The organism is Streptomyces sp. SID9727, from assembly GCF_010550605.1.
Taxonomy (GTDB): Bacteria; Actinomycetota; Actinomycetes; order Streptomycetales; family Streptomycetaceae; genus Streptomyces.
Window position 1 is genome coordinate 1 of sequence record NZ_JAAGNI010000114.1, and the last position, 14008, is coordinate 14008.

Annotated in this window: 13 protein-coding genes, 1 pseudogene and 1 riboswitch; of the genes and pseudogenes, 3 read left to right on the forward strand and 11 right to left on the reverse strand. The window is 70.3% G+C overall.

The genetic code is table 11. From position 1 onward, the window contains the following. The 4 genes and pseudogenes from G3I41_RS07100 to G3I41_RS07115 form a co-directional block, all read right to left on the reverse strand. Positions 1-392 (reverse strand): annotated as a pseudogene (locus tag G3I41_RS07100) (hypothetical protein); the annotation flags it as partial. Positions 393-628: 236 nt separating this feature from the next. Then, positions 629-1654, reverse strand: coding sequence for an NlpC/P60 family protein (locus G3I41_RS07105; protein ID WP_343242078.1), 1026 nt, complete (start codon positions 1652-1654; stop codon positions 629-631). A gap of 288 nt (positions 1655-1942) precedes the next feature. Next, on the reverse strand, positions 1943-3304 hold the full coding sequence (locus G3I41_RS07110) for an NYN domain-containing protein (RefSeq protein WP_343242080.1): 1362 nt from the start codon (positions 3302-3304) through the stop codon (positions 1943-1945). Positions 3305-3342: 38 nt separating this feature from the next. Beyond that, a complete protein-coding gene (locus G3I41_RS07115; protein WP_018104398.1) occupies positions 3343-3585 on the reverse strand; it encodes a hypothetical protein in 243 nt (80 codons plus the stop codon). A gap of 159 nt (positions 3586-3744) precedes the next feature. Between G3I41_RS07115 and G3I41_RS07120 the strand changes: the two genes are divergently transcribed. Both G3I41_RS07120 and G3I41_RS07125 read left to right on the forward strand, forming a co-directional pair. After that, complete coding sequence (locus tag G3I41_RS07120) at positions 3745-4482, forward strand: rhomboid family intramembrane serine protease (protein ID WP_203600394.1); 738 nt, start codon at positions 3745-3747, stop codon at positions 4480-4482. Further along, positions 4479-4760, forward strand: coding sequence for an Lrp/AsnC ligand binding domain-containing protein (locus G3I41_RS07125; RefSeq protein ID WP_164399449.1), 282 nt, complete (start codon positions 4479-4481; stop codon positions 4758-4760). The genes G3I41_RS07120 and G3I41_RS07125 overlap by 4 nt, the downstream gene beginning before the upstream one ends. 190 nt (positions 4761-4950) lie before the next feature. Here G3I41_RS07125 and G3I41_RS07130 read toward each other — a convergent pair whose 3' ends face one another. The 6 genes from G3I41_RS07130 to G3I41_RS07155 form a co-directional block, all read right to left on the reverse strand. After that, a complete protein-coding gene (locus tag G3I41_RS07130; protein ID WP_164399450.1) occupies positions 4951-6327 on the reverse strand; it encodes an aminotransferase class V-fold PLP-dependent enzyme in 1377 nt (458 codons plus the stop codon). Between the two features lie 176 nt (positions 6328-6503). Continuing rightward, positions 6504-6621, reverse strand: a riboswitch (SAM riboswitch). Between the two features lie 82 nt (positions 6622-6703). Then, positions 6704-7768, reverse strand: coding sequence for an anthranilate phosphoribosyltransferase (gene trpD / locus G3I41_RS07135; protein ID WP_164399451.1), 1065 nt, complete (start codon positions 7766-7768; stop codon positions 6704-6706). 122 nt (positions 7769-7890) lie between these two features. Continuing rightward, positions 7891-9537 (reverse strand): ubiquinol-cytochrome c reductase cytochrome b subunit, encoded by a 1647-nt coding sequence (locus G3I41_RS07140; protein ID WP_164399452.1) that lies wholly within the window; start codon positions 9535-9537, stop codon positions 7891-7893. After that, entirely contained in the window at positions 9534-10589 is a 1056-nt protein-coding gene (locus tag G3I41_RS07145; protein WP_164399453.1) for a Rieske 2Fe-2S domain-containing protein, read from the reverse strand. The genes G3I41_RS07140 and G3I41_RS07145 overlap by 4 nt, the downstream gene beginning before the upstream one ends. Next, positions 10586-11395: a c-type cytochrome gene (locus G3I41_RS07150; protein WP_164399454.1), complete on the reverse strand. Its 810-nt coding sequence runs from the start codon at positions 11393-11395 to the stop codon at positions 10586-10588. The genes G3I41_RS07145 and G3I41_RS07150 overlap by 4 nt, the downstream gene beginning before the upstream one ends. A gap of 62 nt (positions 11396-11457) precedes the next feature. Continuing rightward, complete coding sequence (locus tag G3I41_RS07155; RefSeq protein ID WP_164399455.1) at positions 11458-12078, reverse strand: heme-copper oxidase subunit III; 621 nt, start codon at positions 12076-12078, stop codon at positions 11458-11460. Positions 12079-12280: 202 nt separating this feature from the next. Here G3I41_RS07155 and G3I41_RS07160 point away from each other — a divergent pair, with 202 nt between their 5' ends. Beyond that, a complete protein-coding gene (locus G3I41_RS07160; protein WP_164399456.1) occupies positions 12281-12682 on the forward strand; it encodes a hypothetical protein in 402 nt (133 codons plus the stop codon). Positions 12683-12705: 23 nt separating this feature from the next. Here G3I41_RS07160 and G3I41_RS07165 read toward each other — a convergent pair whose 3' ends face one another. Then, complete coding sequence (locus tag G3I41_RS07165) at positions 12706-13962, reverse strand: Ig-like domain-containing protein (protein ID WP_164399457.1); 1257 nt, start codon at positions 13960-13962, stop codon at positions 12706-12708. Between the last annotated feature and the right edge of the window lie 46 nt (positions 13963-14008).

Sequence of the window (14008 nt, forward strand, 5' to 3'; positions counted from 1 at the left end):
TCGAGGTAGCTGTCGGGGTCCGAGGTGAGCAGCAGGGCCAGTGCGGGGTCGATGCCGCCCGCCCGGTACTCCGCCCGGGCCGCGGAGCCCAGCTCCTCGCGCATCCGGTTGATGCGTTCCTGGCCCCGCGCGGCCCGGTCCTGGGCCCGGCTCACCTCGCCGCGCAGCCGGGCCACGTCCTCGCCGGCCCTGTTGTACCGCTCGGTGGCGCGCTCGGCCTCGGCGTACAGGCGGTCGACGCGGGCCCCGGCGGACTGCGGGGTGTCGTGCGGCTCGGCGTGGGCGGTGGCGGCGCCGAGTGTCGCGGCCGCGGTCGCGGCTGCCGCCGTCAGGACGGTGGCCCGGGCACCGCGACCGGTACCGGGCTGTGTGGAACGGCGATGGGACCCCACAGGACGCCGTACTCCCTTCCGCTGGACGCAGACGCGCGCGGCCCTGCCGCCCGGGTGGGCGGGCCGGTGTACGGAAGCCGCGACAGCAGCCAGACAGTAGCCGCGTGATCACGGAGCGGACAAAGACACGCCGGACCGGTGGGGGCCACACACAGTGACGCCCCGCCGGTGACCTGTGGTCTCCGGCGGGGCGGGCGTCAGTACGGGGCGCGCGAATTCGCCCGATCGGGCGCGGTTCAGATGCGCACGGCGGCGTAGATGCTGCCGATGGTGCTCATCGACTCGTAGCGCACGTAGGCGCCGGGGTACGGGGCGTGCAGGACCTGGCCGTTGCCCGCGTAGAGGCCCACGTGCTCGTTGCCGTTGAAGAAGACCAGGTCGCCGGGGGCCAGCTGGCTGACGCCGATCCGGTGGCCCTGGTTGACCTGGGTGTACGTGGTGCGGGTGATGTTGACGCCGGCCTGGGCGTAGGCCCACATGGTCAGGCCCGAGCAGTCGAAGGAGTTGGGGCCGGTGGCCGAGGGGACGTACGGCTTGCCCAGGCGGGTGGCGGCGGCGTTGAGGGCGGCGGCGCCGAGGCCGGAGGCGGGGGCCTCGTTGCCGAGGTCCACGCGGGTGCCGGCGTCACGGCTGGCGCGGGCCTCGTCCTGCCGGATCTTCGCCTGTTCGGCCGCGGTGAGGGTGTTGAGGAGGCGGCGCGCCTCGGCCAGCTTCGCCTGCTGCTGCTTCTTCTTCTCACCGAGCGTCTTGCGGACGGAGGCGAGGTCGCTGAGCTTGTCCTGGGCCTCCTTGCGCTGCTGCGCGAGGGCCCGCTGCTTCTCCTGGACCTTCGACAGGGCCTCGGTCTGCTTGGCCGTCAGCTGGTCGAGCGCGGACGCCTGGTCCAGGAAGCTGTCCGGGTCGGAGGAGAGGAAGAGCTGGACGGAGGGGTCGATGCCTCCGGAGCGGTACTGCGCGGCGGCGAGGGAACCGAGGCCGGTACGGAGCTGGTTCAGCTCCTCCTGGCCGCGGGCCACCTTGTCCTGGATCGCGCTGATTTGCTTCTCGAGCTTCTCCTGCTTCTCCTTGGCCCCGTTGTACTGCTCGGTGGCCGCTCCGGCCTGGTGGTAGAGGTCGTCGACCTTCGCCTTGACCTCGTTCTTGGTCGGCTTGGGGTCGGCGTGAGCGGCCTGGGAGGACAGGGCGACGGCCGCGGCTGCGGTCGCGGTGAGCACGGTCACACGAGTGCGGCTCGGCTGCTTGGGACGACGGTGGGACGCCACGAAGGCGAGCTCCTTCTTCCTCGAGCCGCCTACCGGATCTGTGGGGGGAGGAGAGGTCCCCGGCTCCGTGCACATCACGGACTCGGCGGTTCCTTCGCCGCCACCCCGGGTGGGTGATCGACCGCGCGAAGGTTCGAGGCATGACCCTAGTGACCATCTTGTGATCAGTTCAAATCCTCACCGGAAAAATCTCGTCACACACGGCACTTCTTTGCCCACATCCCACGGCGTGTAGCGATGACTTGACGGACCGTTCCCTGATCTCGGGCGGACTCCCCGCAAGAGGCGCTAAACCCGCGAAAGCCGCTTCAGGAGCAAGGCGGACGCAACGGGCCTGGCCCCCGCCTTCGCCACTCCGTCGGCCACCTCGCGGTCGGTGGAGACCACCACCACGGGCCGTCCCGGCGGCTCCGCGCGCGCCAGTTGGCGGATCAGCTCGTCGGCGGTGACCCCCGGCTTGCTGAACAGCACCCGCACCCCGCGCGGCGGCGCGAGCAGCACCGGGGCGGCCAGTTCCGCCCCGTCGAACACACACGTCATCTCGGCGCCCGTGCGCGCCGCGAGGACCGAGAGCCCGCCGAGCAGCCGCAGCCGCTGCTTCTCCAAAGGCATCTGCGGATACCCCGTCTTGGTGACGTTGTAGCCGTCCACGATCAGGTGGGCCTGCGGCAGCTCCAGGAGCTGGTCGAGCAGCGCCGGGTCGGTCTCCGAAAGGGCCCTGGCCGCGATGTCCTTGGGCGACATCCGGCCGGGCTCCACCGCGTCCACGCTGTCCGCCGGCCGCATCGAGGAGGGCGGCAGCGCCAGCTCCCGCCGCAGCCCGCCGGCCGCTTCGAGCACCGTGTCCAGCAGCAGCCGCAGCCGCATGTCCTCGACGGAGCGCCCTTCCCGGGCCGCCCGGCGGCTCGCCTCGACGGACGCCTCCGCCTCCCCGAGCCTCGCCCGCAGCCGCCGGGTCTCGCTCTCGGCGGCGGACACCTGGGCGGACGCCTCGGCGCGTACGGTCTCGGTCTCACCCTTGGACCTGCGCAGCGCCGCCTCACCGCGCTTGACCTCGCTGAGCGCGCTGCGCAGTTTGCGCTGGAGGGAGTCCGCCTCCTTGCGGGCGGCGTCCAGTTCGGCGCGGAGCCGTTCCGTCTCGCTCTTCGTGTGGGCCCTGGCCTCGGCCAGCTCCTCGCGCAGCCGCGCCACCTCGCGCCGGCTCTCCTCGCCGGCCCGCTCGGCGTCGGCGCGCTGGACCTCCTCGCCGGCCGCCGCGACCAGCTTCACCCAGCCCTCGGGGCGCAGGACGTACGCCGCCGCCGCCACGTCCACCGGGTCGGCCGCGGCGGGCGGCGCACCGGACTCCACGGCCCCCGCCAGCTCCGGCTGGGCCTCCCGGAGCCGGTCACCGATGCGGTGGCGGAACCGTTCGTCGTTCGCCACGGCGGCCGCCATGGCGTTCCCGGCGAACTTGGCGCGGCGCGACGCCGTGAAACGGGCGTACTGCCTCAGCTGGGCGGGCAGTTCGGCGACCGTGAGCCCGCCGAACGCGTCGGACACCAGCGCGACGACCCGGCGCCGTACCCCTTCGGGCAGCGGGCGGTCGAGCGCCTCCACGGCGTCGTCGGCCCCGTCGGCCGACGCGGCGCCGCCCTCGGGCTGCTCCACCATCCGTCACCCCATTGTGTTGTCTGCGCCCGGCCCCCTCAGGAGTCGGCACCCGGCCTGTCGACGAGCTCGATCTGGTCCACCGCGTTGCACCAACGACAACGGACCGACTCGATGGTCTCACTGACCACCTCGCGTTCCTCGACGCTCGACTCACCGGCCAGGTCGAGGTGCACGTACTCCACGACCTTCGAGGACCGCGTCACGTCGAAGCGCGTGAGGTTCCCGCAGAGCGTGCAGCGCCAGCGAGTGGTGTCGGTCGGCTGGGGAACGGTCGTCATCGTGCGTCCTCTTTCGTCGAGCCGTGAGCTGCCGGACAAGGGTCTCGCGGTGCGCCGTCGAACTGCGGATGTCCACCTGTCACCCTACGGCCTCGGCGCTTCCCACCGGCACGGCGAGGCGGTCTGTCCCGTTCGCTCCGTTTGCGTCATGCTCTGTTCATGATCGATCGGCGGGCCGCCGCGGGCAGGCTCCTGCGCGCGGCCACTTCGGGCGGGCCACCGGTGACGTACGCCCTCATCGCCCTGTGCTGCGCGGTCTTCGTGATCAGCCCGCTCTCCGGCTTCGTCCCGGTGCGCGGCGGTGCCGACGCGCTGCTCGCCGCGCAGGCGGGCTACTTCGAACGGTGGGGGGTGATCCCGAGCGAGCTGTGGGACGGCTCGGCGCACGCCCTGCTCACCCCGTTCACCGCGCTCTTCGTGCACGGCAGCTGGCTGCACCTGCTGGGCAACATGCTGTTCCTGTACGTGTTCGGCGCGATGGCCGAGGAGCGCATGGGGCACACCGAGTTCGCCCTGTTCTACCTCGGCTGCGGCTACCTCGCGCTGCTCGCGTACGCCGCCGCGCACGCCACGTCCGACCAGACGCTCGTCGGGGCGTCCGGGGCGATCTCGGCGGTGCTCGGGGCGTTCCTCTACCTCTTCCCCCGGGCCCGGGTGACCAGCGTCTTCCCGTTCCTGCTGTTCCTGCCGCTGCGCTTCCCGGCGTGGGTGGTGCTGATCTTCTGGTTCGTGCTCCAGTGGCTGGCCGCCGAGGGCGCGGGAAGCGGCCCGGGAGTGGCGTACCTGGCGCACGTGGTGGGCTTCGCGACCGGGTTCCTCTACGCCTGGGTGCGTTATGGGCGTAACGCTAGAGTGAAGACTCCAGCCACGGCCACCGAGGGAGAAACACAGCCGTGATCACCGCGATCGTGCTCATCAAAACCAGCGTGGACCGGATTCCCGAGATCGCCGAGGCCATCGCCGCGCTGGACAGCGTCAGCGAGGTCTTCTCGGTCACCGGCACCTACGACCTGATCGCCATGGTCCGGGTGGCCAAGCACGACGACCTGGCCGAGGTCATCCCCGGCCGGATCAGCAAGATCCAGGGCGTCGAGGGGACCGACACCCACGTCGCCTTCCGCACGTACTCGCAGCACGACCTGGAGGCCGCGTTCTCCATCGGCCTGGACGCCTAGGGCGTGTTTCGAAAGTAGCGCCGTCCGCCCGTAGGGCGGGTCCGGCGGCGTCTGGTGCGTGCGATCGCAAGGCGGAGGGTCGCCCCGATACTGGCTGTATCGGGGTGATCCCGGCAACGCGGCGAGCGTGCGTGCCAGACGCCGCCGGACAGGCGGGACTTTCGAAACACGCCCTAGGGCCGCCCGGCCCTCAGACCTGGGCGGCGCCCCGGTCCGGCACGCAACGGCCGTCCTCGGTCCGGTACTTCCAGCGGGCCCCGTCGCTCACCAGCTCCCGGACCGCGCGCAGGAAGCGCTCGACGTGCTCGTCCGGGGTTCCGGCGCCGAAGCTGACCCGGATCGCGTTCAGCGACCGCTCGCCGGGGCGGGCCTCCGGCGCGCCGCACTCCCCCGCCTCGCCCGGGTCGCTGCCGAGCAGGGTGCGCACGAGCGGGTGGGCGCAGAAGAGGCCGTCGCGCACCCCGATGCCGTACTCGGCGGAGAGGGCGGCGGCGAAGTGGGAGCTGTTCCAGCCCTCCACCACGAACGAGATCACGCCGACCCGCGGCGCGTCGTCGCCGAACAGCGAGAGCACCTTGACCTCGGGGACGTCGGCGAGCCCCGTCAGGACCTCGCGGACGAGGCGCTGCTCGCGGGCGACCAGGCGGTCGAACCCGGCCTCGGTGAGCGCCTTGCAGGCGGAGGCGATGGAGTGGACGCCGATGACGTTGGGCGAGCCGGCCTCGTGGCGGGCGGCGGTGGTGTGCCACTCGACGTCCACGCCGCCGTCCGCGCGCCGGGCCACCGTGCGCGAGGCGCCGCCGCCGGCCAGGTACGGCTCCGCGTCGCGCAGCCAGTCGGCCCGGCCGGCCAGGACGCCCGAGCCGAACGGCGCGTACAGCTTGTGGCCGGAGAAGGCGACCCAGTCCACGTCCAGCTCGGCGATGTCCACCGGGTGGTGCGGGGCGAGCTGGGCGGCGTCCAGGACGATCCGGGCACCGTGCGCGTGGGCGGCGGCGGCCAGCTCCCGCACGGGCCACAGCTCGCCGGTGACGTTGGAGGCGCCGGTGACGCAGACCAGCGCGGGGCCGTAGGGCTCCCGGTCGGCGAGGGCCCGCTCCAGGGTGGCGACGGCCTGGGCCGGGGTGCGCGGGGCGTTCAGGTACGTGACGCGGGCGTCGCGCCAGGGCAGCAGCGAGGCGTGGTGCTCGGTCTCGAAGACGAAGACCTGGCAGCCGGCGGGCAGCGCGGCGGCCAGCAGGTTCAGCGAGTCGGTGGTGGACCGGGTGAAGACCACCTGGTCCTCGGGGCGGCAGCCCAGGAACTCCGCCACGGTGGCCCGGCTCGACTCGAAGAGGTCCGTGGACAGCTGCGAGAGGTACCCGGCGCCCCGGTGCACGCTGCCGTAGTACGGGGCGTACGCGGCCACGTCGTCCCAGACCCGCTTCAGCGCCGGGGCGCTCGCGGCGTAGTCCAGCGCGGCGTAGCCGACCTCGCCCCCGGTGACCAGCGGGACGAGGACATCCTCGCCCAGAACCGGCAGCGGGGCACAAAGCGACTGGTCGGCGGCAGCGGTGAAGACAGACATGGCGAACTCCCGTAACAGGCAGGCGAACTCCGCGTGCCCGCGGATACGCGGCGGCACGGAGCGGAAGAGAAGAGGGGTGTGCGGAGAAGGGCCTCGGGCCCTAACGCATTCGCTTGCTCACAAGAGGCTCCCTGAGGACCAAGGACCCCACGGGCGGACGTCACGCGACGTCAAGGGGTCCGCGCTTGCCGCAGACCTCGCTGCCTGCGGCCCGGTCTTCACCCGGGGCACCCCGCCACGGACGGAGGGTTGCCGGACAGCGGGCCGGGGCCGTAGTCGCTGTCACTCATGACCTGCGCAGCATCTTGCCATACGTACGGGAACGCGCAAGGCGCAGTCCGCGATCCGGACTGCGCCCTGCCGCACATCGACGTGCTCACGCGTTGCTGGCGACGACCCATCTCTCCAGCACCCGTCCGGCCTCGCCCGAGTCGATGGACTCGGCGGCCTTCGCCATGCCGGCCCGGATCTGCTCGGTGAGCGGCCCCTCGCCCGGGTCCAGCGCGACCAGCGCCGCCGCCGAGTTGAGCAGCACGGCGTCCCGTACCGGCCCGGTCTCCCCGGCCAGCAGCCGGCGCGCAACATCCGCGTTGTACGAGGCGTCGGCGCCGCGCAGCGCCTCCACCGGGACCAGGTCGACGCCCACGTCGCGCGGGTCGAAGGTCTCCTCGCGGACCACGCCGTCCCGGGCCACCCAGACCCGCGAGGTCGCGGTGGTGGTGAGCTCGTCCAGGCCGTCGTCGCCCCGGAAGACCAGGGCGGAGTTGCCGCGCTCGGCGAGGACGCCCGCGACGATGGGGGCCATGCGCAGGTCGGCCACCCCGATCGCCTGGGAGCGCACCCGGGCCGGGTTGGTGAGCGGCCCGAGGATGTTGAACGTGGTGGGCGCGCCCAGCTCCGCACGGGCCTTGGCCGCGTGGCGCAGGGCGGGGTGGAACTTCACCGCGAAGCAGAAGGTGATGCCCGCCTCCTCGGCCACCTCCACGACGCGCCGCGGGGACAGCTCCAGGTTGACGCCGAGCTTCCCGAGCACGTCGGACGAGCCGCTGGCCGACGAGGCGGAGCGGCTGCCGTGCTTGACGACCTTGGCGCCGGTCCCCGCGATCACGATCGCGGACATGGTGGAGATGTTGACCGTCTTGGCCATGTCGCCGCCGGTGCCGACGATGTCGACGGTCCGGCCGGGCACGTCGATGGTCGTGGCGTGCTCGTACATCGCGCGCACCAGGCCGGAGACCTCCGTGACCGTCTCGCCCTTGGCGCGCAGGGCGACCGCGAAACCGGCGATCTGCGCGTCGGTGGCCTCGCCGCTCATGACGCGGTCCATGGCCCAGGCGGTGGCGTCGGCGCTCAGGTCCTCGCCGCGCAGCAGGGGGGTCAGCACGCTGGGCCAGGAGAAGGCCGCCACGCTGTCGCCGCCGTCCGGGGTCACAACGTTCATGGTCCGCTCCTGGGGTCCACAGCCGATAAGGAAGGGCTCCACCCTATCGAGCCCCCGGGGACGGCAAAGAGCCCCGTCCAGCGGATGGACGGGGCTCTCGCCGTGGCGGTCAGAACGGGTGATCAGTGGTGGCCGTGGCCGCTGGTGATCTCCTTGTACTCCTCGGTGGTGGGCTTGGCGATCTGGTTGTCCTCGCCGTACAGGCTCTTGCTGAGCCGCGCCCGGACCTTGGTGATCGTGGAGACCTTGCGCTCCACGCCGTTCTCGTCGACCGTCGGGCCGATCTCGAGCGGCTTGTACTGCTCGTGCGCGGTGAGCTTGTACCGGGCCTCCGGCGACAGCGGCTCGTGGACCTCGACGAACTCACCGTGCGGCAGGCGCTTGATGAGACCCGACTCGCGGCCGTGCAGGACCTTCTCCTTGTCGCGGCGCTGGAGGCCGAGGCAGATCCGGCGGGTCGCGATGAACGCGATGACCGGGCCGACGAAGAAGGCGATGCGGACGAACCAGCTGATCGAGTTGAGCGAGAGGCTGAAGTGCGTCGCCCAGATGTCGTTGCCGCCGCCGATCAGCATGACGAAGTAGATCGTCACCCAGGCGACACCGAGGGCCGTCCGGGTCGGCGCGTTGCGCGGCTTGTCCAGGATGTGGTGCTCGCGCTTGTCGCCGGTGATCCAGGACTCGATGAACGGCCACAGGGCCAGCGCACCGAGCACCACACCGAACAGGACCAGCGGGATGAAGACGCCCAGGACCAGCGTGTGGCCCCAGAGGTTGATCTCCCAGCCCGGCATCACACGGACGAAGCCCTCGGCGAAGCCCATGTACCAGTCCGGCTGGGCGCCCGTGGACACCTGGTCGGGCCGGTACGGGCCGATCGCCCAGATCGGGTTGATGGAGGCGATCGCCGCGATGATCGCGATGAAGCCGAAGACCAGGAAGAAGAACCCGCCGGCCTTCGCCATGTACACCGGCAGCAGCGGCATGCCGACGACGTTCTTGTTCGTCTTGCCGGGACCCGCGAACTGGGTGTGCTTGTGGTAGAAGACCAGGATCAGGTGGCCGACCACGAGCCCGAGCATGATGCCCGGCAGCAGCAGGATGTGGATCGAGTAGAACCTCGCGATGATGTCGCCGCCGGGGAACTCCCCGCCGAACAGGAACATCGAGATGTACGTACCCACGATCGGCGTCGACAGGATCGCGCCCTGGGTGAAGCGGACACCCGTACCGGAGAGCAGGTCGTCCGGCAGCGAGTAACCGGTGAAACCGGTGAACATGCCGAGGACGAACAGCAGGAAGCCGAACAGCCAGTTGATCTCGCGCGGCTTGCGGTACGCGCCGGTGAAGAAGACGCGCATCATGTGCACGAACATGCCGGCCAGGAAGATGACCGCTGCCCAGTGGTGGATCTGCCGGACCAGCAGACCACCGCGGACGTCGAAGCTGATGTCCAGCGTCGAGGCGTACGCCTCCGACATCCGGATGCCCTGCATGGGCTCGTACGGGCCGTGGTAGACGACCTCGTTCATGCTCGGGTGGAAGAACAGCGTCAGGTACACACCCGTGAGGATGATGATGATGAAGCTGTAGAGGCAGATCTCACCGAGCATGAAGGACCAGTGGTCCGGGAAGATCTTGCGCATGTTGGCCTTGGCGAGGGAGTAGATCCCCAGCCGGCCGTCCGCCCAGTCGGCCACCCGCTCGCCGGCGGGCGCCTTGCGGTTGCCCGGCGCCGCTGCGCCGGGCGTGTTCGTCGCAGTACTCATCCGCGCTCCCAGAATGCAGGACCGACGGGCTCTTCGAAGTCACCGAGCGCCTGGAGGTTGCCCTCGCTGTTCACGCCGATCCGCAGCTGCGGGAGGGCGTGGCCGGCCGGACCGAAGATGACGCGGGCGCCGTCGGAGAGGTCGAAGGTGGACTGGTGGCACGGGCAGAGCACGTGGTGCGTCTGCTGCTCGTACAGGCTGATCGGGCAGCCGACGTGCGTGCAGATCTTCGAGAAGGCCACGATGCCCTCGTGCGCCCACTCGCGCTCGCGCTTGTCCTTGATGTCGTCCGGCTCGATGCGGATGATCATCAGGGCGGCCTTGGCGATCTGCGTCTGGAAGTCCTCGTCGTGCTCCTCCAGGCCCTCGGGCATGGCGAAGGTCAGCGAGCCGACGACGACGTCCTCGGGGCGCAGCGGCTCCATCGTGTTCATGTTGACGAGCTGCTTGCCCTCGGCCCACAGGGTCTTGCGGAGCTTCTTCTCCGGCAGCGGACCCAGGTCGCGCAGCAGCACCACGCCGGAGAGCGGCACCAGGGCCAGCGCACCGAACATCGTGTTGCGGATCAGCTTGCGCCGGCCGAGCGCGGACTCCCGCGCGCCGTCCGCGAAGTCGGACAGGACCTTCGCCTTGACCTCGGGCGACGCCTCGATGGGGTGCCGGTCGTCGGCGACCTCGACGTCGGACATCAGGGTGCGCGCCCAGTGGACGGCGCCCGCGCCGATCAGGAAGAGCGCCAGCCCCAGGGTCAGACCCAGGGAGAAGTTGAGCGCGCTGACATGACCGAACGGGAAGATGAAGACGATCTTGTCGACCGGGAAGATGACGTAGGAGGCGATGAAGCCCACCGTCGCCAGCATGGACAACAGGAACATGAACGCGACGGTGCGCTCGGAGCGCTTCGCGGCCCGCTCGTCGATGTCCTGGATGCGCGGCTTGTGGGCCGGCAGCCCCGGGTCGGCGAACGGGTCGTCGTGCGCCTTGTCCACCGCGTCGTGCGCGGCGCCCTGCTCGTCGGGCAGGTTCTCTTCTGGAATCTCTTGGCTACTCATGACTTCTTGGCCTTAGCGGTGTGGGCCGCGACCCAAATGGCAACTGCGATCAGACCGCCCAGACCGAAGATCCAGCCGAACAGGCCCTCGCTGACCGGACCCAGGCCGCCGAGGCTGAGGCCGCCGGGGGACTCGGATTCGGAGCTGTTCACGGTCTTGACGTAGGCGATGATGTCCCGCTTCTGCTTCTCGGGCATCGTCGAGTCCGGGAAGGACGGCATGCTCTGCGGGCCGGTCAGCATGGCCTCGTAGATGTGCTTCGGGTCCACGCCGTCCAGGTCCGGCGCGTACTTGCCGTTCGTCAGCGCGCCGCCCTTGCCGGTGAAGTTGTGGCACTGCGCGCAGTTGGTGCGGAACAGGTCGCCACCCTTGGCGACGTCCGCGCCCTCAGGGCTGACCTGGCTCTTGGTCGGGACGACCGGACCGGCGCCGAGCGACGCGACGTAGGCCGCGAGCTGGTCGATCTCGGCCTGGCTGTAGATGACCTTCTTCTTCGGTACCTGGGCGCCCGGCTGCTGCGCGGGCATGCGGCCCGTACCGACCTGGAAGTCCACGGCGGCGGAGCCCACGCCGACAAGCTGCGGCCCGTCGGAGGTGCCCTGACCGCCGGTTCCGTGGCAGCTGGCGCAACCGACGGAGTACAGCTTCTTGCCCTCGTCGATGGCGAGGGACTGGGCGGTGTCGTCGGCCTGCGCCTTACTCGCGGGCGCGAACGCGGCGTACAGCCCCCCGGTGGCCGCCAGCGCGAGGAGTAGTACGACGACCGCCGCCAACGGATGGCGTCGTCGTGCGGAGAGCTTTTTCACGGATTACCCCGGTGTCAGGATCTTCTGCGTCGATGCTGGATGTGGTTCGGGCTCGGGCCCGGTTACTTGATCATGTAGATCGTGGCGAAGAGGCCGATCCACACGACATCGACGAAGTGCCAGTAATAGGACACGACGATGGCGGCGGTCGCCTGTTCATGGGTGAACCTCTTGGCCGCGTATGTCCTGCCCAGGACGAGCAGGAAGGCGATGAGACCGCCTGTCACGTGCAGACCGTGGAAGCCGGTGGTCAGGTAGAACACCGAGCCGTACGGGTCGGAGGACAGCGAGAGGCCGTCCTTCTTCACCAGCTCGGTGTACTCGAAGACCTGGCCTCCGATGAAGATCGAACCCATCACGAAAGTGATCACGAACCACGCACGGAGCTTCTTCACATCGCCCCGCTCCGCGGCGAAGACGCCGAGCTGGCAGGTGAGTGAGGAGAGCACCAGGATCGTGGTGTTCGTCGCCGAGAACGGGAAGTTCAGGGCGGACGCCATTTCCTTCCAGTGATCCGGTCCGGTCACCGATCGCAGGGTGAAGTACATCGCGAAGAGGGCCGCGAAGAACATCAGCTCGGAGCTCAACCAGATGATGGTTCCGACGCTGGTGAGGTTCGGTCGATTGACCGACGGGTGCGCGTGCCCGGTTTCTACTGTCGTTGCTGTCGCCACGACCGACATTATGTCGGTCGCTTATCCCGCCCTCACTCCGGGGGGTGCCGTTCGGTGTGTCAGAGGGGTGTGTCCTGCCCGAACGGCCCAGGGAAGGGCTGTGCGAACCGGTGCTGACACGCAGTCGGGCGGAGTACGATCCGCGCATCGGACGGCTCTCGCCCACCGAGCGCCCCGAGTGCCCCGAAGACACGGATGTCACGGAGGAACCATGCAGCCGACCGCCACGGTCCTGGTCTACAGCGACAACGCGCACACCCGTGAGCAGGTGAGGCTGGCAGCAGGGCGCAGGCCCGCGGCGGACGTGCCGCCGGTGGAGTTCCTGGAGTGCGCCACCCTGCCGGCCGTCCTGGACGCCCTGGAGCACGGGGGCGTCGACGTCTGCGTGCTGGACGGCGAGACCGCTCCGGCGGGCGGCATGGGCGTCTGCCGGCAGATCAAGGACGAGGTCTTTCGCTGCCCGCCGGTCCTGGTCCTCATCGGGCGCCCGCAGGACGCCTGGCTGGCCACCTGGAGCCGCGCGGACGCCGCGGTGACGCTGCCGGTGGAGCCGGTGGAGTTCGCGGACGCCCTGGCCGCCCTGCTGCGTACACGGCTGTCCGTGGGGGCCTGAGCCCCCACGGACGGGTCGCACGGTCAGACCTGGGGGCGCAGCCGCGCCGCCTCGACCGTGTCGACCCGCGGCGCGGTGGTGTCGTTCTTCAGCGCGCTGCCCTTCTGCCACTTGGCCCAGGACAGGTTCCAGTCGCCGTAGCCGTTGTCGAAGGGCGTCATCGTCTCGCCGTCGCTGCCGACGACGCTGACGATGTCGCCCTCGCGCACGGTGTTGAAGAACCACTCGGCCTCGCTGGTGCTCATGCCGGTGCAGCCGTGGCTGACGTTGGCGTACCCCTGCGAGCCGGTGGACCAGGGCGCCGCGTGCACGTATTCGCCGCTCCATGTCACCCGGGTGGCCCAGTAGACGTCGAGGTCGTACGAGTCCGAGGACCCGGCGGCGATTCCGATGGACTCCCCGCGCATACGTACGTACTGCTCCTTTCCGAGCACGACCTTGACGCCGTTGCGCGTGTCGAAGCCCGGCTTGCCCGTGGTGACTGGGATGGTGTTGATCACTTCGCCGTTGCGGAGCACCGTCATGGAGTGCTCGGAGGCGTCCGTGATGGCCTCTATGCGGTCCCCCGTGGTGATCTTCAACGCCTTGGCGGGGGCCCCGTAGAGCGCGTTGGTGACCTTTATGCCGGTCAGGTTGGAGCTGACTTCGATGCTGGCCTTCGCCGGCCAGTACTCCTTGGGCCGGTAGTGCAGCGTCTTGTCGTCGACCCAGTACCAGGAGCCGGTGACCGCGGGCGTGGAGCGGACCCGCAGTCCGCGCTCGACGGTGGCGCGTGAGGCGTTGTCCGTGACGGGGGCGCTGAGCGTGGCGACGAGGGGCTGGCCGACGCCGTAGGTGCCCGCCCGGGGGCCGAAGGTGACCTCCAGGAACTTGGTGGCCTTGGCGGTGTCGAAGGACATCGTGCGGGTGCCGGGGGCCCCGTCGTCGTCCTCCATACGGACCTTGACGGTGTAACGGGTCCCTGCGGCCAGCGGAGCGGTGGAGTGCCACCGGTGTCCGTCGGCGTCGAGTTCGCCCGCCAGATGGCGTCCTGCGGCGTCCACGGCCGATACGTCGGTGATCCGGCCGTCGTCGGCGTCGACCCGGATCTCCAGCGGCTTGTCGGGGTCGACCTTCTTGCCGCCGTCGGGCGTGTTGAAGGACACCTCGTCGGCCGCGTCGAACGGCTGGGCCGACAGGGGGTGGTCATCGGAGTCCCCGCAGGCTGCCGCCCCGGCGACCAAGGTCGCGGCCAGCAGAGTGCAGCTCACTACGGGACGGATGCGCAGCGTGTGGTTCATGGACTCACGCTAAGAACATTCGTCCGTTTCAGCGCGCGGGACGACT